Source organism: Streptomyces sp. NPDC052101, assembly GCF_040680235.1.
Classification (GTDB): domain Bacteria; phylum Actinomycetota; class Actinomycetes; order Streptomycetales; family Streptomycetaceae; genus Streptomyces.
This window is the reverse complement of record NZ_JBFAWH010000016.1, coordinates 21,076-45,394: the sequence shown is the minus strand read 5'-3', so window position 1 is coordinate 45,394 and position 24,319 is coordinate 21,076. Positions and strand designations below refer to the sequence as shown.

The 24,319-nt window shown below is 71.3% G+C and carries 16 protein-coding genes and 1 pseudogene; 10 read left to right on the top strand and 7 right to left on the bottom strand.

Annotation, left to right across the window (positions count from 1 at the left end):
* Nucleotides 1-110: 110 nt before the first annotated feature.
* A complete protein-coding gene (locus AB0L75_RS26765; protein ID WP_365185474.1) occupies nucleotides 111-689 on the top strand; it encodes a MarR family transcriptional regulator in 579 nt (192 codons plus the stop codon).
* Here AB0L75_RS26765 and AB0L75_RS26760 read toward each other — a convergent pair.
* A pseudogene (locus tag AB0L75_RS26760) lies at nucleotides 634-2,217 on the bottom strand (glycosyltransferase family 39 protein); the annotation flags it as partial. The gene AB0L75_RS26765 and the pseudogene AB0L75_RS26760 overlap by 56 nt on opposite strands.
* A 101-nt stretch (nucleotides 2,218-2,318) precedes the next feature.
* Here AB0L75_RS26760 and AB0L75_RS26755 point away from each other — a divergent pair.
* From AB0L75_RS26755 to AB0L75_RS26740, 4 genes are all read left to right on the top strand, one after another.
* Entirely contained in the window at nucleotides 2,319-3,587 is a 1,269-nt protein-coding gene (locus AB0L75_RS26755) for a glycosyltransferase 87 family protein (protein WP_365185471.1), read from the top strand.
* 44 nt (nucleotides 3,588-3,631) lie between these two features.
* Nucleotides 3,632-5,320, top strand: coding sequence for a glycosyltransferase family 2 protein (locus AB0L75_RS26750; RefSeq protein ID WP_365185469.1), 1,689 nt, complete (start codon nucleotides 3,632-3,634; stop codon nucleotides 5,318-5,320).
* Between the two features lie 79 nt (nucleotides 5,321-5,399).
* Nucleotides 5,400-6,380, top strand: coding sequence for a UDP-glucose 4-epimerase GalE (galE, locus tag AB0L75_RS26745; protein WP_365185467.1), 981 nt, complete (start codon nucleotides 5,400-5,402; stop codon nucleotides 6,378-6,380).
* A 9-nt stretch (nucleotides 6,381-6,389) separates the two neighbouring features.
* Nucleotides 6,390-7,343 (top strand): ADP-ribosylglycohydrolase family protein, encoded by a 954-nt coding sequence (locus AB0L75_RS26740; protein ID WP_365185465.1) that lies wholly within the window; start codon nucleotides 6,390-6,392, stop codon nucleotides 7,341-7,343.
* Between the two features lie 91 nt (nucleotides 7,344-7,434).
* Here AB0L75_RS26740 and AB0L75_RS26735 read toward each other — a convergent pair whose 3' ends face one another.
* On the bottom strand, nucleotides 7,435-8,061 hold the full coding sequence (locus tag AB0L75_RS26735; protein WP_365185462.1) for a TetR/AcrR family transcriptional regulator: 627 nt from the start codon (nucleotides 8,059-8,061) through the stop codon (nucleotides 7,435-7,437).
* Between the two features lie 210 nt (nucleotides 8,062-8,271).
* On the opposite strand from AB0L75_RS26735, the gene AB0L75_RS26730 reads away from it, so the two are divergent.
* The 4 genes from AB0L75_RS26730 to AB0L75_RS26715 all read left to right on the top strand — a co-directional run bounded on the left by AB0L75_RS26730 (nucleotide 8,272) and on the right by AB0L75_RS26715 (nucleotide 14,077).
* Nucleotides 8,272-9,186 (top strand): ABC transporter permease, encoded by a 915-nt coding sequence (locus AB0L75_RS26730; RefSeq protein WP_365185460.1) that lies wholly within the window; start codon nucleotides 8,272-8,274, stop codon nucleotides 9,184-9,186.
* Nucleotides 9,179-10,015, top strand: a complete 837-nt coding sequence (locus tag AB0L75_RS26725) for an ABC transporter ATP-binding protein (protein ID WP_365185458.1) — start codon at nucleotides 9,179-9,181, stop codon at nucleotides 10,013-10,015. The genes AB0L75_RS26730 and AB0L75_RS26725 overlap by 8 nt, the downstream gene beginning before the upstream one ends.
* A 154-nt stretch (nucleotides 10,016-10,169) precedes the next feature.
* Complete coding sequence (locus AB0L75_RS26720) at nucleotides 10,170-12,401, top strand: CDP-glycerol glycerophosphotransferase family protein (protein WP_365185456.1); 2,232 nt, start codon at nucleotides 10,170-10,172, stop codon at nucleotides 12,399-12,401.
* Nucleotides 12,398-14,077: a glycosyltransferase family 2 protein gene (locus tag AB0L75_RS26715; protein WP_365185453.1), complete on the top strand. Its 1,680-nt coding sequence runs from the start codon at nucleotides 12,398-12,400 to the stop codon at nucleotides 14,075-14,077. Before AB0L75_RS26720 ends, AB0L75_RS26715 begins: the two co-directional genes overlap by 4 nt.
* A 362-nt stretch (nucleotides 14,078-14,439) precedes the next feature.
* Here AB0L75_RS26715 and AB0L75_RS26710 read toward each other — a convergent pair whose 3' ends face one another.
* The 3 genes from AB0L75_RS26710 to AB0L75_RS26700 all read right to left on the bottom strand — a co-directional run bounded on the left by AB0L75_RS26710 (nucleotide 14,440) and on the right by AB0L75_RS26700 (nucleotide 21,497).
* A complete protein-coding gene (locus AB0L75_RS26710; protein ID WP_365185452.1) occupies nucleotides 14,440-15,921 on the bottom strand; it encodes a hypothetical protein in 1,482 nt (493 codons plus the stop codon).
* A 10-nt stretch (nucleotides 15,922-15,931) separates the two neighbouring features.
* Nucleotides 15,932-16,423, bottom strand: coding sequence for a GtrA family protein (locus AB0L75_RS26705; RefSeq protein WP_365185449.1), 492 nt, complete (start codon nucleotides 16,421-16,423; stop codon nucleotides 15,932-15,934).
* A gap of 136 nt (nucleotides 16,424-16,559) precedes the next feature.
* Nucleotides 16,560-21,497: an NAD-glutamate dehydrogenase gene (locus tag AB0L75_RS26700; RefSeq protein ID WP_365185448.1), complete on the bottom strand. Its 4,938-nt coding sequence runs from the start codon at nucleotides 21,495-21,497 to the stop codon at nucleotides 16,560-16,562.
* Nucleotides 21,498-22,169: 672 nt separating this feature from the next.
* Between AB0L75_RS26700 and AB0L75_RS26695 the strand changes: the two genes are divergently transcribed.
* The gene (locus tag AB0L75_RS26695; protein WP_365185445.1) at nucleotides 22,170-22,736 is read left to right on the top strand and encodes a DJ-1/PfpI family protein; all 567 of its coding nucleotides are present in this window, start codon (nucleotides 22,170-22,172) and stop codon (nucleotides 22,734-22,736) included.
* A 111-nt stretch (nucleotides 22,737-22,847) separates the two neighbouring features.
* On the opposite strand, the gene AB0L75_RS26690 is transcribed toward AB0L75_RS26695, so the two are convergent.
* Both AB0L75_RS26690 and AB0L75_RS26685 read right to left on the bottom strand, forming a co-directional pair.
* Nucleotides 22,848-23,516 carry an HAD hydrolase-like protein gene (locus AB0L75_RS26690; protein WP_365185443.1) on the bottom strand — a complete coding sequence of 223 codons (669 nt, stop codon included), beginning with the start codon at nucleotides 23,514-23,516 and terminating at the stop codon, nucleotides 22,848-22,850.
* Between the two features lie 141 nt (nucleotides 23,517-23,657).
* Entirely contained in the window at nucleotides 23,658-24,170 is a 513-nt protein-coding gene (locus AB0L75_RS26685) for a hypothetical protein (protein WP_365185440.1), read from the bottom strand.
* Between the last annotated feature and the right edge of the window lie 149 nt (nucleotides 24,171-24,319).

The following is a 24,319-nucleotide window of genomic DNA, read 5'->3' as shown; positions in this document are numbered from 1 at the left end:
TCCTTCTCGATCTTCTCGTGCTTCTCGCTGCGGTGTCCCTTGCGAACACAAGTAGAGCACACAATTAAGTTGTGCACAACTAAATGGGCCGCAAGAGCTACTCTGGAGCCATGACCGCCTCACCCTCCTCCCCCGCCGGCGCCGAATGGCTCCGCCTGGACCGCCAGATCTGCTTTTCCCTGCACGCCGCGTCCCGCGCCTTCAACGGCGTCTACCGCGTGATCCTCAAGGACCTCGGGCTCACCTACCCCCAGTACCTGGTGATGCTGGTGCTGTGGGAACAGGGCGACCTGCCGGTCAAGAAGCTCGGCGAGCAGCTGCGCCTGGACTCGGGCACGCTCTCCCCGCTGGTCAAGCGGCTGGAGGGGGCGGGCCTCGTACACCGGGAGCGCAGCGCGCAGGACGAGCGCTCGGTGCAGGTCCGGCTCACCGGGGAGGGCGCCGCGCTGCGCGAGCGGGCCCTTCAGGTGCCGCGCCGCATCATGGGGGCGACCGGCTTCGACCTGGAGGAGATCGCCGACCTGCGCGAACGCCTCGACCAGCTCACGACCGCCCTGGACGCGGCGGCCCTGGCGGAAGCGGCGCGCGAGGCGGACCAGCCGACGCGGGCAGCGGATGGGCGGGAACCGGACCACGCACGTAGAGCCGTACGGTCGCCCCGCCCCGCAGGATCCCCTCCCGCCCGGTGAACTCCCGCCGCAGCACGGCGAGTTTGGCCAGCTCGGCGGGATCGCGGGGGGTCCAGCGCCCGGCGAGCAGATCCGGGTCCGCCACGACCCACACCCGCCTTAGCCGCCCCAGCCTCCGCCGCACCTCGCGTGCCCCGGCCTCCCGCCCGTACAGCGTCCCCGACCCGGCGGCCCCCTTCACCAGCGCCGCGTCCCGCACCCCGCGGAACGCCCGCGGATAGGCGAGGGCCACGTTCCGCATACTCGCCGGCAGGAACAGCACCGGCTCCCCCGCCCCCAGCCCCCGCCCCACCACCCGCGAAACGGCCCCCAGATCATCGGGCCGGGCACCGGGATCCCGATCGGCCCGCAGCAGGGGCAACTGGTCGAAGAAGGCGAGCGCGACGGCGAGGACACCGGCGACCGCGGGAAGAGAGGAATGCGCCACCGGGCGCCTTCCACCGGCACACAGTCGCCCCACCACCCCCGCCACCCGCTCAGCCCCCGCCGCGACCACCAACGGCGCCCCGCTCAACGCGTACAGCACATACCGGTCCACATAAAGCGGCGACAGCTGGGACGCCAGCATCAACACCGCAGGGGGGACCACCGTCAACGGCAGCGCCACCCCCGCGAGAGTGACTTCCCCCCGCCGCCCCACGATCCCCGCCAGCCCGGCCAGGGCGAGCGCGAGACACACCCAGTACACCCCGTCCGCAGGCCCGAGGAACCCCCGCAGCAGCCCCTGCGCCGTCTGGGCCGTAGGCCTCCGCAGCCACGCCACCTGCGCCGCCTGCCCCCGCGACACGAGCACCATCGGCAGCAGCGCGAGCCCGACGCCGCCCGCCGCACACCCCCAGCCCCGCCACACCCGCGCCCCGGCCCGGGCCAGCGCCAGCGACCCCGCGTGGGCGCACAGCAGCAGCACCGCGAACTCATGCAGCCAGCAGGTGAGGCCGAGGACCGTGCCGTACGCCCACCAGATCCCCCGCGATCCGTCCCGTACGGCCCGTACGAACAGCAGCGTCGCGCCCGTGGCCCCGGCGGCGACCAGGGCGTACGAGCGGCCCTCCTGCGCATAGTGGCCGGCCATCGGCGCGACGGCGTAGAGCAGCCCGGCCCACAGCCCGACGCGCGGCCGGGCCAGCCGGGTGCCCAGCGCCGCCACCAGCGCGGCCGTCGCCGCCGCCGCGCACACCGAGGGCAGCCGCAGCACGACCTCGTCGGGGTGCACGGCGAGCACGGCGTGCACGAGGAGGTAATACAGACCGTGCACGGCGTCCACGCCGTGCAGCAGCAGCCAGATCTGCGGCACCGTGCGCCGCCCGACCTGGAAGCTCACGGCTTCGTCGCGCCACATCCCGCCTCGGTCGAGCCCCCAGAGCCCGACCACGAGTATCACCAGCGCGGGCACGCCCACCGCGACCCGGCGGCGGACCCTGGCCCGCCGGCTCTCCGGCAGGTGCGGCGGCCCGCCGGCCGGTACGACGGCTGTGGCGGCAGCCGCCTTGCGCGACTGCGGTTTCAGGAGAAGCCCGACGTTCACCATGGCCCGATCTATTGGGATCTATTGCGATTAACCAATCTTTTAACGCGCATGACGGCGTATCGGCACGGATACACCATCCGCGCGGCTTAGGCTCCCATGCGATGAACCGCCTCCGTGTCACTTCCGGCCCGGTCCACGCTCTCGCCGCCCTCTGGCTCACCACGCGCGGGCTGATGCTGTGGCTGCTCGTCCACGACAGCACTCCGCTGCTCGGCGGGGGTTCCGTGACACGTGAGGTGTCGCAGCTGTACTTCCGCTGGTACGGGGTTCTCGCGCACGGCTCCTTCCCGACGCACGACACGCTGTGGCAGTACCCGCCGGCCGCCGGCGCGGTGCTGCTGGCGCCGGGTCTGCTGCCGTGGCTGACGTACTTCCAGGCGTTCGTGGTGCTCACGCTGGCCATGGACGCGCTGGTCACGGCGGCACTGACCCGCACCGGCACCCGGCCCGGGCGCAGCCTGCTCGGCGCGGCCCTGTGGACGGGCGGCCTGCCGCTGCTGCTGCACCTCCCGCTCGCCCGGTACGACGTCCAGGTCACCGCCCTGGCCGTGCTCTCCCTGCTGGCGCTCGGCCGCTCCCCGCGCGCAGGCGGCGTCTACGCGGCGCTGGGCGCGCTGGTGAAGGTGTGGCCGGCGCTGGTGCTGCTGGGCACGCCCCGGGGGCGGTCGACGCGCGGGGCATGGGGGTGGGCGCTGGCCGCCGGGGCCGCCTCGCTCGGCTTCTTCGCCGTGTCGTTCGACCATCCGCTGTCCTTCGTGCGGGAGCAGGGCGGGCGCGGGGTGCAGATCGAGTCGCTCGGCGGTACGGCGCTGAACCTCGCGCGGCACGCGGGCTGGCCGGGCGGGGCCCGCTACCAGTACGGCGCCGTCGAGCTGGTCGGCCCGCAGGTGCGCGCCGCGGCCACCGCCTCGCTGACGCTGACGGCGGTCTGCTTCGCGCTGCTGGTGCTGTGGCGGGTGCGGGCGCGGCGCTGGAGCGAGGCCACGCCGTGCGACGCGGCGCTGTGCGCGGTGCTGCTGTTCACGGTCACCAGCCGGGTGATCAGCCCGCAGTACATGATCTGGCTGGTCGGTCTGGCCGCCGTCTGCCTGACCTCGCGGCACACCAGCCAGCGGCCGGTCGCCGCGTTGGTCCTGGTGGCGACCGCGCTGAGCACCCTGGTCTTCCCGATGCACTACGGCGATGTGATCGACGCCACCTGGTCCGGCTGCCTGTTGATGCTGGCCCGCAACCTAATCCTGGCGGCCGCCGCTGTAGTCTCGTTCACCCGGCTGTGGCGAGCGGCACGGCCGGAAAGTAAGAGCGTGCACACGACGGAACCCCGACCCGCTTCCCACTGTCTTCCGGAGCGAGCGCTAAACCTCTCTTAATAGAGTATTACCGAATATTTCTACGCTCCCGGCCCGTGGACCCGATGCGACCAGACCCATCCGACACCCTCGATCCTGACACTCCCGATACAGCGAGTAGCGCAGCGAGCACCGCCGAGTCGCCCCGCGCGGCGCGGGTCGCTGTCGTCGTCATCGGCTACAACGACCGCGCCCATGTGGCCGATGCCGTGCGATCGGCCCTGGCCCAGGGGCCGGCGGTCGCCGAGGTCATCGCCGTGGACGACTGCTCCACGGACGGCAGCGCCGAGCTGCTGGACCAGCTGGCCGCCACCGAGCCCCGGCTGCGGGTGCTGCGCCGTGACGTGAACAGCGGCGGCTGCGGCAGCCCGCGCAACACCGGCATCGACGCGGTGACGACGCCGTACGTGATGTTCCTGGACAGCGACGACATCCTGCCGCCCGGTGCGGTGGACGCGCTGCTGTCGGCGGCCACGGAGGCGCACGCCGAGGTCGCGAGCGGGCTGTGCGTGCGCCGGGAGCTGCCCTCGGGGCGCGAGCAGCCCTGGCAGGCGCCCCTCTACACGGCGCGCGCCGTCCTCGCGCGCCCTTCCCAGCGCCCGCGCCTGGTCCACGACACGCTGTGCGTCAACAAGCTGTACCGCACCGACTTCCTGCGCGAGCACGGCATCCGCTTCCCCGAGGGCCGCTTCCTCTACGAGGACATCGTCTTCACCGCGCGCATGCTGGCCGCCGGCCCGCGCATCGCGCTCGTTCCGGACCGTGTGTACGTGTGGCATGTACGCCGGTCCGCCGAGCAGCTCTCGCTCTCGCTGGACCGCGACCGCATCGACAACTGGCAGGCGCGCATCCACGCGTGCGCGCTGGCGTACGACATCCTGCTGGGCGCCGGACAGAAGGAGCTGGCGCGGGCGGAGCGTGCCAAGTTCCTCGAGCACGAGGTGCGGATGTACACGCGCGAGCTGGGGTTGCGCGACGCGCAGTACCAGCGCGCATGGTGGGCGCACACCCGTGAGTTCCTCGCGCACTACGACGACGCCGACTGGGAGCTGAACCCCGGCGCTCCGGGCCGGCTGCTCGCGCGGGTCATCCAGGAGTCGCCCGAGCCGTGCGACCTGCCCCGGCTGCGTGAACTGGCCGCACGCCCGGCGCGCCTGCTGCCGCCGCACGCCCGCACTCCCGACGGCGTCCCCGTCTGGTCCGCCGACCTCCCCCAGGTCACCCTCGCGCCGCTGCTGACCCGCCCGACCGCCCTCCTCCCGCTCGCCGTCGACGCGGAACTGCGGCCACGCGCGCGTGCCTCGCTGCTGCGCCTGCGGCTGCACGAGCTGTACGGCAGGGTGGCCGAGGCAGGTCCGCGCGAGGTGGACGTGGAGTGGCGGTCCCGGGACGACGAGCGCACACGCGGGCGCACGACCGTCCCGCTCACGCCCTCCAACGCGGAGACGGACGCGGAGACGGGTGCGTCCGGCTGGTCGGCCGAGCTGCCCGTCGACCTGGCCGCGCTCGGCGCGGGCACCTGGGACCTGCGGCTGACCGTGCGCTTCGCGGACGGCGCGCAGCGGGACATCACGGCGCACGCCCTGACGGGCGTCGGCCGGCTGAGCCGGCGCGCCGTCCCGAGCGTCCGCTACGGCGTGCTTCTGATACAGCCGTACGCCACGCACTCCGGCGCACTCGCCGTGCGCGTGGCGACCGGCGTGCGCGGGGGCGTACAGGTGGTGCGCAGCCGGATGCGCCGCCTGCTTCACTGAGACACCCCCAGCTTCACTGAACGATGCCCGCTGCGCCACCGAGCGGCCGGACGGGCCAACTGAGGAGGAGACGGCCGCAATGACCTGGCTGATCACCGGCGGTGCCGGATACATCGGGGCACACGTCGTACGGGCGATGACCGAGGCGGGCGAGCGCACGGTCGTCTACGACGACCTGTCCACCGGCGTCGCCGAACGCCTGCCGGCGGAGGTCCCTCTGGTCCGTGGCTCCGTCCTGGACGCGGACCGGGTGGCCCGCACGCTCGCCGAGCACGAGATCAGCGGGGTCGTGCATCTGGCGGCGAAGAAGCAGGTCGGCGAGTCGGTGGAGCGCCCGCTGCACTACTACCGGGAGAACGTGGAGGGCCTGCGCACCCTCCTGGAGGCGGTCACGGCGGCGGAGGTCCCGTCCTTCCTCTTCTCCTCCTCGGCGGCGGTCTACGGCATGCCGGACGTCAACCTGGTGACGGAGGAGACCCCCTGCGTCCCGATGTCCCCCTACGGCGAGACGAAGCTGGTCGGCGAATGGCTGGCCCGCGCGACGGGCAAGGCCACCGGCCTCGCGACCGCGTCGCTGCGCTACTTCAACGTGGCGGGCGCGGCGTGCCCGGAACTGGCCGACACGGGCGTGTTCAACCTGATCCCGATGGTCTTCGAGAAGCTCACCGAGGGCGCGGCGCCGCGCATCTTCGGCGACGACTACCCGACGCCGGACGGCACCTGCGTGCGCGACTACATCCACGTGGTCGACCTGGCCGAGGCCCATGTCGCCGTCGCCCGCGCCCTGGCCTCCTCCCCCGGCACCGACCTGACCCTCAACATCGGACGCGGCGAGGGTGTCTCCGTCCGCGAGATGATCGACCGCATCAACGCGGTCACCGGCTACGACCGCGCGCCGACCGTCACCCCGCGCCGCCCCGGCGACCCCGCGCGCGTCGTCGCCTCGGCCGACCGCATCGCCACCGAACTGGGCTGGCAGGCCAAGTACGACGTCCAGGACATGATCACCTCGGCCTGGGAGGGCTGGGTCCACCACCACCCGGAGGCGGCCCGCTCGTAGGCTGCGCCGATGGACGTACCGGGAGCTGTTGAACGCGCCATCGGCGCCGTACTCGGCTCCGCCGTCGGTGACTCCCTCGGGGCACCCTTCGAGTTCGGCCCCGAGGGCGCCTTCTCCGCCCGCTTCCCGCACCCGGGCCACGGCGACGAGATGTGCGGGGGCGGCGGCTGGAACCCGGGCGAGGCAACGGACGACACCCAGATGGCAGTCCTGACCGCCGAGTCCCTCCTGGACTGCGGCGGGCTGGACCTGCCGGACGTCTTTCGCCGCTTCCAGCGCTGGGCGGCGTCCGACCCGAAGGACATAGGCCTGCAGACGGAGGCGGTCCTGACCAGCGGGGATCCATGGGACACGGCCGCCGCACTCCACTTCCAGGTCAGCCAACGGGCCGCCGGCAACGGTGCTCTGATGCGGGCGGCCCCTTCGGCGGTGCGCTTCGCCCGCCACGGCCGCGAGTCCACCATGAACGCCGCCCGCCGCCTCTCCGCCCTCACCCACGGCGACCGCGCGGCATGGGAGGGCACCGCGGCGCTGCACGAACTGATCCGCGTGGCCCTGACCGGGGGCAACCCGCTCAGCGCCGTACCGACGACCCTGGCCGCCCTCCACCCCGACCACCGGCCGCGCTACGAAACGGTCCTCTCCCCCGGCTGGCATCCCGACCGGGCGACCGAGTTCAACGGCGCGGTGTGGCCGTGTCTCGGCTCGGCGGTGTGGGCGCTGCGGACCACGGCGTCCTACGAGGAGGCGGTCCGCGCGGCCATCGACCTCGGCGGTGACACGGACACGGTGGCGGCGGTCACAGGGGCGCTGGCCGGAGCGGTGTACGGGGTCGACGCGATACCGCCGCGCTGGCTCGGGCCGCTGCACATACCGCTGCCGGGCTTCGACGGGCGGGTGCTGGACGCGCAGGACATGGCGCGACTCGCCGAGAAGCTCCTCGAGAGGCCCGGCGACGGGTAGTCGGTGGCCAGGCCGCGGCCACGCGGCGGAGGCCGCATGTCGTTGCGGCCACGCGCCTCTCAGGGAGCTGCCGCGCCGTCGGCTGTGGCGCTCACAGCGCCTTCAGGGCCCCCGCTGCCGCGCGGGCCAGGTTTTCCAGGTAGCCCTTCGGGAGCTTCGGGGAGCGGATCACCACCGCGCGCCAGTACAGCGGCCCGGAGATCAGGTCGAGCGCGAGATCGGCGTCGACGCCCGCGCGCACCTCCCCGCGCGCCTCCGCCGCAGCCACGATCTTGCTGGCCACGCCCTCCTGACCGTCCCGCAGGGCCTTCTGGAAGGCGTCGGCGATGTCGGGATTGCGGGCCGCCTCGGCCTGCAGGTCGGGGATGATCTGCGAGGCCACCGGGTGGCGCAGGGCGCGGGACGTGACCTCGTACAGCAGGCGCAGGTCGCCTTCCAGGGAGCCCGTGTCGGGGACCGGGAGCCCGAGCACCGCCATCGCCGAGACCACGTCCAGGACCAGGTGCAGCTTGGAACGCCACCGCCGGTACACCGCGGTCTTGCCGACGCCCGCGCGCCGCGCGATGCCCTCGATGGACATCCGGGCATAGCCCACCGCCGCGAGTTCCTCGAAGACCGCCGCACGGATGGCGTCGGTCACGTCCTCCCGCAGCACGGCGGCCCCGGCGGGGGTCCGGCGGCGCGGACGCGTCGGCGGGTCGTCGGCGTTCGTCGTCATGACGCACAGCATAGGCACGTTACGACGATACGGTTGCGTTCCGACGTCGATTGGTTCTACTCTCGCCGTTGCGACGATACGGTCCCGTTCCGACGTAAGAGAACGTGAAGAGAAGCGTAAGGAAACGAACGCCAGTCGGACGACGGACCACCGACGCGTCCCGGCCGCTGCCGGGCGCGGCATCCCTCCCCCCGAGCGAAAGCAGCGGATGTGAGCCAGGTCCTCGACACACCGCCCCCCACCCAGGCCTCGGCCGACGACGACCTCGCGGCGCTGGCCGCCCGGCACGGCCTGTCGGTCAGTGGCGCCCGCCCCTCCCTGCCGGAGTACGTCCGCCAGCTGTGGGCCCGGCGCCACTTCATCACCGCCTTCGCCACCGCCAAGCTCACCTCGCAGTACAGCGAGGCAAAACTCGGCCAGATCTGGCAGGTCATGACCCCGCTGCTGAACGCGGCGGTCTACTACTTCATCTTCGGCGTGCTCATGGGCACCAGCCGCGGTGTGCCGAACTACATCCCGTTCCTGGTCACGGGCGTGTTCATCTGGACGTTCACCCAGAGCTCGATCATGGCGGGCACCCGCGCGATCTCCGGCAACCTCGGCCTGGTCCGCGCCCTGCACTTCCCGCGCGCCGCGCTGCCGATCTCCTTCTGCATCCAGCAGCTCCAGCAGCTGCTGTTCTCGATGACCGCACTGTTCGTGATCATCCTGTCCTTCGGCATCCCGGTCACCCCGCACTGGCTGCTCGCGTTCCCCGCCCTGCTCCTGCAGTTCGTGTTCAACGCCGGCGTGTCGCTGATCATGGCGCGCTGGGGCGCCAAGACCCCGGACATCGCCCAGCTGATGCCGTTCGTGCTGCGCACCTGGATGTACGTGTCCGGCGTGATGTGGAGCATCGAGAAGATCACCAAGAAGGACCACCTGCCGCACCTTCTCATTCTGGCGCTGAAGACCCAGCCGGCCTCGGTCTACATCGACCTCATGCGGTACGCCCTGATCGACAGCTTCCACTCCAAGCAGTTGCCCCCGCATGTGTGGCTGGCGGCCACCGGCTGGGCCCTGCTCGCCGGCATCGGCGGCTTCATCTACTTCTGGAAGGCTGAGGAGACGTACGGCCGTGGCTGAGCAGACCCCCGCGAACACCGCGCACAGCACCAAGATCCCCACCGTCGTCGTCGACGAAGTCGACATCGTCTACCGGGTCAACGGCACCGGCGCCGGCCGCGGCTCCGCCACCGCCGCCCTCAACCGCATCATGCGGCGCAAGCAGGCCGAGCAGGCGGCCGGGGTGCGCCGGGTGCACGCGGTGAAGAAGGTGTCGTTCGTCGCCTACAAGGGCGAGGCGATCGGCCTCATCGGCACCAACGGCTCCGGCAAGTCGACCCTGCTCAAGGCGATCGCCGGCGTGCTCCCCGTGGAGAGCGGCCACATCTACACCGACGGCCAGCCCTCCCTGCTCGGTGTCAACGCGGCGCTGATGAACGACCTCACGGGTGAGCGCAACGTCTATCTCGGCGGCCTCGCCATGGGCATGTCGCGGGAGCAGGTCAAGGACCGCTACCAGGACATCGTCGACTTCTCCGGGATCAACGAGAAGGGCGACTTCATCACCCTGCCGATGCGCACGTACTCCTCCGGCATGGCGGCCCGGCTGCGGTTCTCCATCGCCGCCGCCAAGGACCACGACGTCCTGCTGATCGACGAGGCCCTGGCCACCGGCGACCGCAGGTTCCAGATGCGCTCCGAGGACCGGATCCGCGAGCTGCGCGAGCAGGCGGGCACGGTCTTCCTGGTCAGCCACAACAACAAGTCGATCCGCGACACCTGCGAGCGGACCCTGTGGCTGGAGCGCGGCGAGCTGCGCATGGACGGGCCGACCGAGGACGTCATGAAGGAGTACGAGGCCTTCACCGGCGACAAGGGCGACAAGAAGGCAGGTAACAAGGCGGCATAGAAGTTGCCGCGCGGGAAACCGCAGGTGGCGGAACTCCGTCTTCCTACTAGAGTTCTCTTCCTGCCCCACGAGCGGTTATCCATTTCATCCGCTTAGTGACAGTATGTTATGAAGGATCCTTACCCCATTGACAACCCATAAGGAGTCCACAGCGATGCCCCAACTCAGCGTCATCGTCTACGGACCGAACGCACAGGGGCATCTGACAGAGTTGCTGGACTCCCTGGAGGCCCACCCGCTCACCGACGCCGAGGTGATCGTCGCCGCGGTCGGCGACTGGGCACGGGAGGCCGCCGCGGGTCACGCTCCCGAGACGGTCGTCGTACCGCTGCCGGACGGCACCGGTGACGCGGCGGCCCGGGCCGCCGGCGCCGCCCGCGCGAGGGGCCGCTGGCTGCACTTCGTCCACGCCAAGGACAGCCTGCCCGCCGGCACCCCCCGGCTGATCACCGAGCGGACCGCCGAACTCGACGCCGCGGACGGCGACGACACCCCGGCGGCCGCGCACGCCGCCGTGGACGTCCTCCTCCTCGACCACGTCACCACCACCTGGCAGAGCGCCGCCCGCCCCTCCCGCGACGCCCGCTTCCTCGCCGCCGTCGGCCGCGCCGGCCTGCCCCTGGACGAGGCCGCCGACCTGCTGCGGCTCACCCCGCTGCTCGGCAACCGCGTACTGCGCGCCGACTTCTGGCGCGCGCACGAAGACCTCCTCACCAACGACGACGAACCGCACGCCGCCCAGGCCGTCCTGCTGCGCGCCGACCGCGTCGCCTGCCTGAACCAGGTGGCCTACGAGCACCGCGAGCTGCGCCCCGAGAGCCTGCCGCCGCGCGCCCCCGAGGACCGCTTCGCGCTGATCGAGCGCTACGAGTCGCTGCTCGCGCTCGCCCGGGACCGCCGCGCCGCCCGCGCGGTGCTGTACGACCTGATGATGCGCGACCTCGTGCGCACCTTCGCCGGTGAGAACCTGCCCGACGCGGTGGCCCGCGAGTTCTTCCGCCGCGCCTCCCTCGCCGCCGTCCGCTGGCGCCCCGAGAACCACGAGCGCCCGGCGGGCGTGGAGGGCGTACGGCACGCGCTGCTGGAGGAGGGCGCGTACACCAAGTACCGCGCGTTCCAGGCCGCCAACCGCACCCGCCGCGCCGCGAAGAAGGCCGTACGGACGCGTAAGAAGCAGGTCGGCGCCAAGCTCCGCGACCAGCAGTACCACCGCGCCCTGAGCCGCCCGATCGACCCGAACCTGGCCGTGTTCGCCGCCTACTGGGAGCGCGGGGTGGCCTGCAACCCGGCCGCGATCGCCGCCAAGCTCGCCGAACTCGCCCCGCACATCCACCCGGTGTGGGTGGTGGCGAAGGAGAACACGGCCCTGCTGCCGCCCGGCACCGACCATGTGATCCCCGGCACCCGCCGCTACTGGGAGACCGTGGCCACCGCCAAGTACCTGGTGAACAACGTCAACTTCGCCAACGCGGTGGTCAAGCGCCCCGGCTCGATCCACCTCCAGACCCACCACGGCACCCCGCTCAAGCGCATGGGCCTGGACCAGATGGAACACCCGGCCGCCGCCAAGGGCCTGGACTTCGCCGCGCTGCTGTCCCGCATCGACAAGTGGGACTACAGCGTCAGCGCCAACAGCCACTCCACCCGGATGTGGGAGCGCGCCTACCCGGCCCGCTACACCTCCCTGGACTACGGCTATCCGCGCAACGACGTCTTCTACACGAGCGACGCACAGGCGGTCCGCGCGGCCCGCGAACGGCTCGGCATCGCCCCCGGCAAGACGGCCGTCCTGTACGCCCCCACCCACCGCGACTACGAGGCCGGCTTCACCCCGCGCCTGGACCTCGCCGAATTCGCCGACCGGCTCGGCGAGGATACGGTCCTGCTGGTCCGCGCCCACTACTTCTACGGCGGCGCGGCCTCACCGCTGACCGGTCTGCGCCGCTCCGGCCGCATCATCGACGTCTCCTCCTACGACCCTGTCGAGGAGCTGTGCCTGGCCGCCGACGCGCTGGTCACGGACTACTCGTCGATCATGTTCGACTACGCCAACCTGGACCGTCCGATCGTCGTCTACGCCGACGACTGGGAGACCTACCGGACCACCCGCGGCGTCTACTTCGACCTGACGGCCGAACACCCCGGCCAGGTGGCCCGCACCCAGGAGGAGCTGACGGAGATCTTCGTCTCCGGCGCCTGGCGAGACGACAGCGCGAAGAAGGCGCGGGCCGCGTTCCGGCGCCGGTTCTGCGAGTACGACGACGGCCACGCCGCCGAGCGGATCGTACGACGGGTGTTCCTGGGCGAGCCGGAGGAAGCACTGCCACCGGTGATCCCGATCGAGGAACGCACCCCCGCCCCGACCCCTCAGGAGGCCACGGCATGACGACCACGACGACCACGACCCCCGATGTCACGGTCACCGTCATCGTCTTCAACGACGCGGCCCGCCTGCCCCGGGCGGTGGCTTCGGCGCTCGCCCAGACGCACGCGAACATCGAGGTCATCATCAGCGATGACCACTCCACCGACGACACCCCCGCGGTGGCGCGCCGGCTGGAGGCCGAGAACCCCCGCGTCCGCTATCTGCGGCTGCCGGAGAACAGCGGCGGCTGCAGCGCCCCGCGCAACCGGGCCATCGAGATCGCCCGGGCGCCGTACCTGATGTTCCTCGACAGCGACGACGAACTCCCGCCCCGCGCGGTCGAGTTGCTCCTCGCCGCGCACCGCGAGCGCGAGGTGGACTTCACCATGGGCGCCTGCCAGCGCCTCCGGGTGGACACCGGCCACCGCTCCACCTGGATGCCGAACCTGTTCGCCGAGCGGCGCACGGTGGAGAACATCGAGTCGGAGCCGGGCCTGCTCTTCTGGCCGCTGTCGACGAACAGGATGTACACCGCCGACTTCCTGAACCGTCACAACCTCCGCTTCCCGGAGGGCGTCCACTACGAGGACCAGCTGTTCTCGATCCAGTCGTACTGTCTGGCGAAGGCGTTCACGATCATCCCGGACCCGGTGTACCTCTGGTACATCGAGCCGTTCGCGGCAGCGGACACGGCCACGATCTCCAACCAGCGGCACAAGATCTCCAACGTCGAGGACCGCATCCGCGTACACCGGATGATCGACGAGTTCCTGGCGGGGAGCGAGCACCCTGGGCTGCGCGAGGACAAGGACTTCAAGTTCCTCAAGCACGACTTCCGGCTGTACGCCAGCGATCTGCCCTACCGGGACGCGGAGTGGCTGGACGCCTTCGCCGAGATCATGAACCCGTACCTGGACACGCTGACCGACGGCGCCTACACCCGGCTGCCGCGGGCCGACCGGGTGGTGCTCGAGCTGCTGCGCGAGGGCCGCCTGGCCGACGCCCAGCTCGCGGCGCGCAGTCTCGGTCATCCGGTGGCACCGCGGCAGATCACGGCCGACGAGTCCGGCACACCGCACTGGGGCGAGACGCTGCCGTCCACCGAGCGCGGCCGCCGTGAACTGGACGTGTCCGACCTGGAGTTGGACACCCGTCCGTTCCCGAGCGCGCAGTTCCGCCATGAGATCACGGAGCTGACCCCGGGCCCCGGTGCCTCCCTCACCCTCGCCATCCGCACCTACGACCCCGGTCTGCGCCTGCCGGTCGGCCCGCAGCGCGCCAGCCTGATCCTCTCCCCCGGCAACCGCCGGATGACGATCCCCTTCCGGCTCGACCCGGTCCGTCCCAGCGTCTTCGAAGGCACGGTCCGTATCGACCTGTCCACCGCCCCGCTTCCCCTCCAGGGCTTCGCGGGCATGCGGCACCCGGTGGTCCGACTCCAGCAGCAGGGGCTGTCCAACTCCGGCCTCCTGCTGGCGCCTCCCACCTTCCCCACGCTCACGGCCCGTGTCGACTACCGCTCCGGCGTGACCCCGCACGAGCTGACCGTGGAGCCGGAGGGCCGCAACCCCGGCCGCCTGCAGCTGCGCTGGCAGCCGGTGGGAGTCACGGCCCGGGTGATCCGTCCGGTGGTCAAGCGCGTCGCCCGCCCCCGCATCCGCAAGGCGGCGAAGCTGCTGTCCAGCGTGCTGAGGTAGAAGGCCGGGTCGCGGCGCCGTTGTACCCAGGGGCGCGGGAGCGACTGCGGATCCACCGTGGCGGATCGCGCAGTTCCCCGCGCCCCTAGGCGTTGCGGTCGACCTGGTGCCCCGGCAGGCAACGTCTGCCCTTGAGGAGCGGCGTCCGGTGCGTGCTCCGGGGGTCCCCCCGGCCGTGGCTGGGGGAGTGCCGGCCGGGAGCCCTCGTACTGGGCGTACGTGGGCTTTCGGCCGGTGCGGCGAGAGTGGGGGTACCTCCCACGCCCTTAAGGCAGTGGGGGAGTGCCGGGCGTCGCGACGGGGCGAACGTTGCCTGCCGGGGCACCAGCTGGGGGCGAGCGAAACCCCGCCCCCAGCGGCAGCTAGCGCACCACTCGGTACAGGGTCTCGTCGCCCGGGCCGTCGGTCACCTTCCGGAGGCCCGGACCGGCCAGTCCACCCGGCCCCACGACCCACCGCACGCCGTACTCCCGCGCGATCCGCGCCCGCTCGGCCGCGGACGTCCCCGAGGCGAAGTAGCGCTCGACCGCCGCCTCCCTCTTCGCCGAATCCGGCAGGAAGACATCCGGATACCCGGGCGCCACGGTGTACGGCCCATACGCGGGGATCTGCCGCGCGGGCGTCTCCGAAGCCATCACCACGTCCCCGTACTTCACCCACGGCGTGATCCAGTGGTACCCCACCCACGGCGTCTGGTACTTCGCGGCGACCACCGAAGGCAGCGGGCCCTTCCCCGTCACATAGCCGAGCGTCCCGACCTGCGTCCACGCCCCGACGAGCAGCGCGGCTCCCAGCACGCACGCCCACCCGGCCCGCACCGCGCGCCGCCCGGCCGCGACGACCTCCAGCGCGGCTGCCAGCTGCGCCGGGATCAGCGCGGCCGGCATGGCCCGGCCCCAGGAGTAGTGGCCGGTCAGCCCGCCCGCGGCGAACATCAGCGACCCGAGGACGAAGAACAGCACCAGGGGGTCCCAGCGGTCGCGCCGGAAGCGGAGCGCCAGCGCCGCCACCCCGAGCAGCACCAGCCCGAACCGCACGGTCAGGTCGTCGTACAGCGGCTTGTGGATGGCCTCCAGGTCCGCGCCCGCGGAGAAGAGCGAGAAGAAGTCGTAGTACGGCCACAGCCAGAGCAGGGCCATGCCCAGAGCCAGGGCGGCAGCCAGGCGCAGCAGCAGCGCGCGCGACGGCCGCGCCGCGATCACCATCGCCAGCGCCCCCAGCGACGCCACGACGCCCGTGAACTGGTGGCACAGCAGGATCAGGGCCCACAGCGCTCCGAGCCACAGCCACCTGGCCCACGCGGCCTCGTCCCGCGCCGCCCGCGTCAGCCAGGCCCAGAAGTGGAAGGTGAGGCCGAGCGCGAGGGCGCTCGGGTACGCCACCGTCAGCGCCAGGGAGTTCAGACCCAGGAAGCCGGACCAGGTGAACAGCTGCGGGCCCCAGAGGAAGAGCAGGCTCAGCAGGGCCAGGGCGGGCGCCGCACGGTGCGCGGTCAGTGTGCGTACATAGCGCCAGACCCCGGTGACGAGCAGCGTCAGCCCGGCGAGCGCGCCGATCCGCAGCACCATGAACACCGGCAGGCCGGTAACCTTGGCGACCACGCCCAGCACCAGCATCCACGGCGAGTAGTAGGGGCTCGGCGTGTCCGCGTCGACCAGCGGATTGCCGGGATGGACCAGGTTGTGGCTGAGGCGCTGGATGGTGGCGGCGTGCATGCCGAGATCGCCCGCCCACGGCAGGCGGACGATCACCAGGAGCAGCAGCACCACGACGAGCGCGGCGGCCACCTGCGGCAGTGCCCGACCGGCCCGCGCGGCGCCGGACGGCGTGTGCGTGCGACTCACCGGTTCGATGTCAGACGGTGCGGTGTGCATCCTGCTGGAACACCCAGGTGCGATAGACGACGAATCGGAAGGCGGAGGCGAGCACGATCGACAGTGCCTTCGCCACGTTGGATTCCAGCAGACTGTTGAGGCCGAGTCCGTGGTACCCGACCCAGAACAGGCCGATCTCCATGACTACGCCGAGACCGCTGAAGACGAAGAACAGCATGATCTGACTGCGGGTGCGCGAGGCCCGGTCGCGATAGGCGAAATAGCGGAAACCCAGGTAATTGGTCGCCATCGCGACACAGCTGGCCAGGACCGTCGCCGTCATCGCCTGCCCACCCAGGCCGTGCAGCAGCAGGTTGAAGATCAGGAAATTGACGAGGACGCCGCTGCCGCCGACGATCCCGAATTTCACGACCTCCAGCACGACGCGCGTGACGGGCCGGGCCGGCGCCGGCGCCGGCGTGGGGGGCGCCGCCGGGCGGGTCTCGGTGATCTCGGTGAGTTGAACAGTCACACCGCCGACCCTATCCGAAGGACACTGATTAGCAGGAAACGGTAAATCCACTGATCATTTTTTGCCAAGGGTCGGCAAGAAGCGGAACGCCCCGGTCCGATCTCACGTCGGCCCGGGGCGCCCCGCTGTCGTACGGCTACGAGTGGGTGCGCAGCAGCGTCCGCATCGTCCGCATCGCCACCGAGAGGTTGGCGAGGTCGAACGTCTCCGAGCCGCGGATCTCCTCCAGTGTGGTGCGCGCCCGGCTCAGGATGGGCGCGTTCTTCTGCTCCCAGGCCTTGAAGCGCTGCTCGGGAGTGGAGGTGCCGTTGCCGGCCGCGAAGACATCCGCGGTGAGCGCCGCGTGCGCCGCGTACAGGTCCTCGCGGATGGAGGCGCGGGCCATGGACTGCCAGCGGTCGGCACGGGGCAGCTCGATGATGCGGTCCATCAGCTGGGTGATGTTGAGCCGGTCGGCGAGGTCGTAGTAGATCTCGGCGACGTCGAGCGGCTCCCTGCCCATGCGGTCGGCCACCGACACGATGTCGAGCGTCGGGAAGGCGGAGGAGAACCCGGCCACGCGCGTGGCGAGTTCCTCCGGGACGCCGGCCTCGTTCAGCTCCTCGTACACATGCTGGTACCACTCCAGGTCCGCGCCGCGCAGCAGCTTCGGCAGCTCCTGCCAGACCCGCTCGACCCGCTCGGCGAAGAACTCGACCGTCTCGGCCAGCTCCAGCGGCTGCGGCCGGTTGTTGAGCAGCCAGCGCGTGCCGCGCTCGACGAGCCGGCGCGAGTGCAGCCGGATCCGGGTCTGCACGGCCGCGTCGACCTTGTTGTCCAGCGCCTCCACCGCGTCCCACACCGGTGCCGAGCAGAAGATCGCGCGGGCCGCGGTCTGGGCCCGGACGATCTCCTCCAGGGAGGCGCCGGTCTCCTCGCGCAGCCGGTGCAGATACGTCGTACCACCGGTGTTGACCGTGTCGTTGACCAGCACGGTCGTGGTGATCTCGCGGCGCAGCGGGTGGTTGTCGATCGCGTCGACGAACCGCTCGCGCAGAGCCGTCGGGAAGTACGCGTGCAGCAGGCTGCGCAGATACGGGTCGTCCGGCAGCGAGGTCGCCAGCAGCTCCTCGGCGACCGTGATCTTCGTGTACGCCAGGACGACGGCCGTCTCCGGGCCGGTCAGGCCATGGCCCTGGGTGAGGCGCTCGCGGATCTGACGGTCGGTGGGCAGGAACTCCAGCGCCCGGTCCAGGTGGCCCTCGCGCACCAGGTGGCGCAGGAACCGCTGCTGGGCGTGGAGCATCGCGCCCGCCTGGGAGAGGGCGTTGGCCAGGGCGGTGTTCTGCGCGTAGTTGTTGCGCAGGACCAGCGCGCCGACCTCGTCGGTCATCTCGGCGAGCAGCTTGTTGCGCTGCTTGACGGTCATGTCGCCCTCCGCGACCAGGCCGTTCAGCAGGATCTTGATGTTCACCTCGTGGTCGGAGGTGTCCACGCCGGCGCTGTTGTCGATCGCGTCGGTGTTGATCTTGCCGCCGTGCGTGGCGAACTCGATCCGGCCGAGCTGGGTCAGGCCCAGATTGCCGCCCTCGCCGACGACCTTGACCCTCAGGTCCTTGCCGTCGACGCGGATGGCGTCGTTGGCCTTGTCGCCGACGTCGGCGTTGGACTCCGCCGACGACTTCACGTACGTGCCGATGCCGCCGTTCCACAGCAGGTCGACCGGCGCGTGCAGGATCGCCTTCATCAGGTCGGCCGGGGTCATCTTGGTGACCTTGTCCTCGATGCCGAGGGCCTCGCGGATGTGGGCGTTGACCGGGATCGACTTGGCGCTGCGCGGGAAGATCCCGCCGCCCGCCGACAGCAGCTCGGTGTTGTAGTCGGCCCAGCTGGAGCGGGGCAGCTCGAACAGGCGGCGGCGCTCGGCGTACGAGGTGGCCGCGTCCGGGGTGGGGTCGATGACGATGTGCCGGTGGTCGAAGGCGGCGACCAGACGGATGTGCTCGGAGAGGAGCATGCCGTTGCCGAACACGTCACCGGACATGTCACCGATGCCGACGACCGTGAAGTCCTCGGTCTGCGTGTCCACGGCCAGCTCGCGGAAGTGCCGCTTCACGGACTCCCAGGCGCCGCGCGCGGTGATGCCCATGCCCTTGTGGTCGTAGCCCGCGCTGCCGCCGGAGGCGAAGGCGTCGCCGAGCCAGAAGTTGTATGTGTTCGCGACGTCGTTGGCGATGTCGGAGAAGGTCGCGGTGCCCTTGTCGGCCGCGACGACCAGATAGGTGTCGTCCCCGTCGTGCCGGACCACGTCCTGCGGCGGTACGACCTCGCCGGCGACCATGTTGTCGGTGATGTCGAGCAGCGCCGAGATGAACGTCTTGTAGCTGGCGATGCCCTCGGCCAGCCACGCGTCGCGGTCCTTGCCCGGGTCCGGCAGCTGCTTGGCGACGAAACCGCCCTTGGCACCGACCGGCACGATGACGGTGTTCTTCACCATCTGCGCCTTGACCAGGCCGAGGATCTCCGTGCGGAAGTCCTCACGCCGGTCGGACCAGCGCAGGCCGCCGCGCGCGACCTTGCCGAAGCGCAGGTGCACGCCCTCGACGCGCGGCGAGTACACCCAGATCTCGTACGCCGGGCGGGGCGCCGGCAGGTCCGGGATGGCCTGCGGGTCGAACTTCATGGAGACGTAGTCGTGCGGCTTGCCGCCGTGCGCCTCCTGGAAGAAGTTCGTGCGCAGGGTCGCCTTGATGACGGTGAGGAACGACCGCAGGATCCGGTCCTCGTCCAGGCTCGCCACCTGGTCCAGGGCCGCGTCCAGCTCCTCCAGCAGGGCGTCCGTGATCTCCAGCCCGGCCTTCTGCCGGTCCGGCGACATCCGCGCCTCGAACAGCGAGACGAGCAGCCGGGTGGTGTGGACGTTGTTGCGGAGGGTGTCCTCCATGTAGTCCTGCGAGAAGGTCGAACCGGCCTGCCGCAGGTACTTGGCGTAGGCGCGCAGCACCATGGCCTGCCGCCAGGACAGCCCGGCGCTCAGCACCAGCGAGTTGAAGCCGTCGTTCTCCGCCTTGCCGGTCCAGGTGGCGGCGAAGGCCTCCTGGAAGCGCCCGCGGGCGTCGTCGCCGAGGTACTCCCCGCCGCCGACCGCCTTCGGCACGCGCAGGCCGAAGTCGTAGATCCAGGCGGTGGTGCGGTCCGAGCAGCGCAGCTCGTACGGCCGCTCGTCGGTCACCTCGACGCCGAGGCGGCTGAGCACCGGCAGCACGTGCGAGAGGGAGACCGAGCCGCCCTTCTGGTAGATCTTGAACCGGCGCTCCTCGGGGCCCGCGCCCACCGGCTCGTACAGGCTCAGGCTGAAGGTCTTGTCCTCGCTGAGCTGCTCCAGGTGGACCAGGTCGGCGACCGCGGCACGCGGGTTGTGGTCGGCCTTGTAGCCCTCGGGGAAGGCGTGGTTGTAACGGCGCAGCACCTCGGCCGCGCGCTCCTCGCCGCACTCGGCGGTCAGCGCCTCGGCGAACGCGTCCGCCCAGGAGCGGGCGGCCTCGACCAGGCGGGCCTCGATGCGGTCCTTGTCGGCGTCGGACAGCTCGGGCAGCTCGGTGCCCGGCGGGACGCGGACGACGAAATGCAGCCGGGACAGGATCGACTCGGTGTTCCAGGCGGTGAAGTCGACGCTGACACCGCCCAGCTCCTCCTTCAGGATGTCGATGATCCGCAGCCGGACACCGGTGGTGTAGCGGTCGCGCGGGAGGTAGACGAGGGCCGAGTAGTAGCGCCCGTACTCGTCCTGCCGCAGGTAGAGCCGCAGCCGGCGCCGCTCCTGCAGGTAGAGAACGCTCGTGACGATGGACTGCAGTTCGGCGACGGGCGTCTGGAACAGCTCGTCGCGCGGGTAGGTCTCCATGATCTGGAGCAGGTCGCGGCCGTCGTGGCTGTTGGGCGAGAACCCGGCGCGGCGCAGCACCTCGTCGACCCTGCGGCGGATGACGGGGACCCGGCGCACGGACTCGGTGTACGCGGCGGAGGAGAACAGCCCGAGGAACCGCCGCTCCCCCACGACGTTCCCGTCCGCGTCGAACTTCTTGACGCCCACGTAGTCCAGGTACGACGGACGGTGCACGGTGGCGCGGCTGTTGGCCTTGGTCAGCACGAGCAGCTTGTGCTCGCGGGCCTTGGCGCGGGCGTCGGCCGTCAGCCGCTCGAAGGAGGGGCTGACCGGGTGCTGGTCGTCCTCGGCGTGCTGCGGGTCGGAACGCAGGATGCCGAGGCCGGTGCCGGGCACGGCGGCGAGCGTGTCGTCCTCGCGCAGCTGGTACTCGCGGTAGCCGAGGAAGGTGAAGTGGTCGTCGGACAGCCAGCGCAGCAGCTCGCGGGCCTCCTCGACCTCGGGCCGGGGCAGGTCGCCAGGAACGGGCTCGCTGTCCAGGTCGGCGGCGATCCGGATCGCCGCGTCCCGCATCTTCTCCCAGTCCTCGACGGCCTCACGGACGTCGGAGAGCACGCGCAGCAGATCGGCCGTGATCTCCTTCAGGTCGGCGCGGTCCGTCTCCCGGTCGATCTCGACATGGATCCAGGACTCGAAGTGCGCGTCGTGCGGGAGGTCGCCGCCCGGCGGGGTTGGCAGGACCTCGATCAGCTTGCCGGTCAGGTCGCGCCGGACGACGAACTGCGGGTGGACGACGACATGGATGCCGCGACCGCGCCGGGTCAGCTCATTGGTGACCGAGTCCACGAGGAAGGGCATGTCGTCGGTGACGACCTCCACGACCGAGTGGCTGCAGGTCCACCCGTTCTCCTCCACGGTCGGGGTGTGGACCCGCACGTTCGCCGTGCCCTGGGGGCGCATCTCGGCGAGACGGTAGTGCGAGACCGCGGCGCCGAAGACGTCGACCGGGTCGCGGTCGGCGAGGTCTTCCGGGGCGGTGTGCAGGTAGTAGCGCTGGAGGAACGCGAGTACGGACTCGCTGTCCGGGGTGTCCGGGGAGCCCTTGTCCGCGGTCCCGGTCGGTAGGTGCCCCCCGACCGGGCTGTTCTCAGCTACCCGGGCAGCCCTCTCGAGCAGCTCGGCCTTGGCTTCGTCCAGCTTGGTCTGCATTGTCCTCTGACTCCTGTCGCGCGCCGTTGCGTGACGTAGAAGGAAGTACGGTCTCTTTCCCTCCGGCTCGACGCCACGGCCCGGGGTGTCCGGTCCGCATCGACGCTATGCCTCGAGGTGAGATACGCGGGGGGAATTCGGCCATTGTCGACACGCCTGTCGGGTGTGACGCTGCTCTCGGCGCCGCCGTGTCCAGGGTTGCCCTCGGCGTCCCGGGGGCTTCTGGTGCCCCGTCCCGCCCGCGAAGACCAGCGACTGCCGCCCGGTCACGGAGGTGCTCCGTGCAACCCGGGCGCAGGGCGGGGACAGGAACGCCCCCGCGAGATATCGCGCTGATCACGCCACAAGGCTATCGCTCCCTACCCCGGGCCCGTCATGAGCCGTATGTGTACAAAACCGAGGGGTGAAGTTTGACGTTCTGCACAGCGGCGGGTTGGGGGGTGGTGACGTATTCGGCGGAAGTGGCGGCGGGGGCGTCCGGTCGCGCAGGGAGACCCGTGACCGCACTCTGAGTACAGGGCACTCTGACACCGGTGGGGACTCGCCGCCCGGAGGCGGGCCGGAACCGCGAAGGCCCTCTTGGCAAGCAGGCCCGGTGTTGGCACCTTGCCCAGGGACAGTGCGTCCCGCCCTGGAGTACAGGAGCACCTCGGAGCACCCGGAGGAGCCGACATGCCCGCGAAGATCCTGATCGTCACCGGCGACGCGGCGGAGTCCCTGGAAGTCCTCTACCCGTACCAGCGCCTGCGCGAGGAGGGCTACGAGGTCCATATCGCGGCCCCCTCCCGCAAGACCCTGCGCTTCGTCGTCCACGACTTCGAACCCGGCTACGACACCTACACCGAGAAGCCGGGCTACACCTGGCCCGCCGACCTGGCCTTCTCCGACGTGGACCCCGGCGAGTACGTGGCCCTCGTCATCCCCGGCGGCCGGGCCCCCGAGTATCTGCGCAACGACCCCGAGCTTCGCAAGATCCTCAAGGCGTTCTTCGACTCCGACAAGCCCGTCGCCCAGATCTGCCACGGCCCACTGCTCACCGCGGCGATCGACAGCCTGCGCGGCCGCCGCGTCACGGCGTACCCGGCGCTCGAACCGGACATGCAGGCGGCCGGAGCGGGCTTCCAGGACACCGAAGCGGTGGTCGACGGCACCCTCGTCTCCTCCCGAGCCTGGCCGGACCACCCGGCCTGGATGCGCGAGTTCCTGAAGATCCTGCGAACCACGGCACCAGCGAACTGAAGCTGCTCCGAGGCGGCGCGCACACAGCAGCGGGCCAGGATGCCCCGTGGCCGCGGGCACCGGCCCACCAGAACCCGGCACCCGCACCGGCACCCGCACCCGCACCCGCGGCTACGCCGCTATGCGCTGCGCTTCCTCCACCGCCTCGGCCAGCGTGTCCACCACCGGCACCCCCGCTTCCTCCAGGCTGGCCCGGCTGTGCGAACCCCCGGTGTACAGCACGGCCCGCGCCCCCGCTTCCCGCGCCGCGACCGCGTCATCCGCCGCGTCCCCGATCACCACGGTCCGCGCAGGCTCCACGGCCCCGCTCAGCGCCTGCAGATGCCGCACCATGTGCTCCGCCTTGCTGCCCCCGGACGGCCCCGTACGCCCGTCGACCCGCAGAAAGTGCGTCTCTATCCCGAAGCCCCGCACGAGCGGCACCAGTTCCTCGTGCACATACATGCTCAGCAGCGACTGGCTGTGCCCCGCCGACCGCCACCCCACGAGCAGCTCCGCGGCCCCCTCGGTCAGCCCGCACAGCCCCCGATACTCGGCGTAGTGCCGGTGGAAGACCCCGTCCATCAGCTCCCACTCGGCGTCGGTCGGCAGCCTGCCGATCAGCCGCTCGTAGAACTTCGGCACCGGCACGCAGTACAGCGACCGGTACTGCTCCAGCGTGAGCGGCGCGAGCCCCAGCTCGGCGAAGGCCGCGTTCGTCGCCCCGATGATCGCGTCATTGTCATGGAACAGCGTGCCGTTCCAGTCCCAGACGATGTGCGCGTTTCCGTGCATCCCCATGCCAAAGACCGTACCCGCCACCACTGACATCGACCGCCGCCGACCGAATCGAGCAGGTCAGGCCAGGTCAGGTGGGGCAAAGTCAGGTCGGATCAGCCAGCGGATCAGCCAGGTCGGGCCGGGCGGCCAGAGGCGGCCGGCTCAGGCGAGCCCGATCAGGTTGGGGATCTCCTGGGTGGCGTACCACAGCAGCTCGTGATCGTCGGCGCCGTCCACGACGAACTGCGCGTCGTCGTCCCCGCCGTCGGCCGCCGCCAGCGCGTCCGCCGCCGCGGCCACGTCCCGCTCCGCGTCATCGGCGTCGACATGCACCGCGGCCGCCTTGGCGAGCGGCACGGTCGCCGTCACGGTCACCTCGCCGAGGGCGGACGGGTCGAGCCCGCGGTCCGGGTCGACGCTCACGGCGCCGTCGGCCACGTCCACGGCGACCACGACCCGGCGCCGTACCGCGCCCGGCTCCGCCGCCAGCAGCCGCAGGGAGGCCAGCGCGGCCCGGCTGAGCGCCGCGTACTCCAGCTCCTCGATGTCCTCGGAGAGATACCACTCGCGCAGCGCGGGCGTGACGGCGTACGCGACGAAGGGGCCACTCCCCAGCTCACCCGTCTTGTGCGCCTCGGCGAGACCGGGGAGGGTCAGGGGGACGTAGACGCGCATGCTGGCCGCTCTTTCCTGTTCAAAGGCTCCGCTGGGGCCCCGGGAAAGCCGGCTGCCGCGTCTCCCGGAGGGCCTTCAGGATACGTGCGCGGGTCCCCTTTCGGGTCTGTACCCACACCCGGGAAGCCGTCCACTCCGGGCCACGGATT

Bases quoted from the DNA above. Each gene is read 5' to 3' on its own strand.
- AB0L75_RS26765 (WP_365185474.1), top strand. From the start codon at position 111: ATGACCGCCTCACCCTCCTCCCCCGCCGGCGCCGAATGGCTCCGCCTG.
- AB0L75_RS26755 (WP_365185471.1), top strand. From the start codon at position 2,319: ATGAACCGCCTCCGTGTCACTTCCGGCCCGGTCCACGCTCTCGCCGCC.
- AB0L75_RS26750 (WP_365185469.1), top strand. From the start codon at position 3,632: ATGCGACCAGACCCATCCGACACCCTCGATCCTGACACTCCCGATACA.
- galE (WP_365185467.1), top strand. From the start codon at position 5,400: ATGACCTGGCTGATCACCGGCGGTGCCGGATACATCGGGGCACACGTC.
- AB0L75_RS26740 (WP_365185465.1), top strand. From the start codon at position 6,390: ATGGACGTACCGGGAGCTGTTGAACGCGCCATCGGCGCCGTACTCGGC.
- AB0L75_RS26735 (WP_365185462.1), bottom strand. From the start codon at position 8,061: ATGACGACGAACGCCGACGACCCGCCGACGCGTCCGCGCCGCCGGACC.
- AB0L75_RS26720 (WP_365185456.1), top strand. From the start codon at position 10,170: ATGCCCCAACTCAGCGTCATCGTCTACGGACCGAACGCACAGGGGCAT.
- AB0L75_RS26715 (WP_365185453.1), top strand. From the start codon at position 12,398: ATGACGACCACGACGACCACGACCCCCGATGTCACGGTCACCGTCATC.
- AB0L75_RS26700 (WP_365185448.1), bottom strand. From the start codon at position 21,497: ATGCAGACCAAGCTGGACGAAGCCAAGGCCGAGCTGCTCGAGAGGGCT.
- AB0L75_RS26695 (WP_365185445.1), top strand. From the start codon at position 22,170: ATGCCCGCGAAGATCCTGATCGTCACCGGCGACGCGGCGGAGTCCCTG.
- AB0L75_RS26690 (WP_365185443.1), bottom strand. From the start codon at position 23,516: ATGGGGATGCACGGAAACGCGCACATCGTCTGGGACTGGAACGGCACG.
- AB0L75_RS26685 (WP_365185440.1), bottom strand. From the start codon at position 24,170: ATGCGCGTCTACGTCCCCCTGACCCTCCCCGGTCTCGCCGAGGCGCAC.